This window comes from Dyella sp. SYSU CM1112, from assembly GCF_058216415.1.
Window position 1 is genome coordinate 1 of sequence record NZ_JBZEGI010000153.1, and the last position, 260, is coordinate 260.

At 58.5% G+C, this 260-nt stretch carries 1 pseudogene; it reads left to right on the forward strand.

The window, feature by feature from the left end:
- Nucleotides 1-128: pseudogene (locus AC4HNJ_RS22020) on the forward strand (class I fructose-bisphosphate aldolase); the annotation flags it as partial.
- Nucleotides 129-260 lie beyond the last annotated feature (132 nt).

A 260-nucleotide genomic window follows, 5' to 3' on the forward strand; every position in this document is an offset into this window, starting at 1 on the left:
CCATGCAGCAGGCGGCACTGAAGCTGTGGGCAAAAGACATGAAGGCCAACTATGCCGAGGCACAGAAAGTCGTGCACGCACGGGCCAAGGACAACGGTCTCGCTGCGCTGGGACAGTGGAAGGGCTAAGCCTCCGTTGTCCACCTCGAAGCAGTAGGGAAAGGGCGCCCCAAACTGGCGCCCTTTCTTTTTCTGTGCAGGCAAAGAAAACGGGCGCCACCAGGGCGCCCGTAAAAACCACTCGATACCTTCTTGATCTTG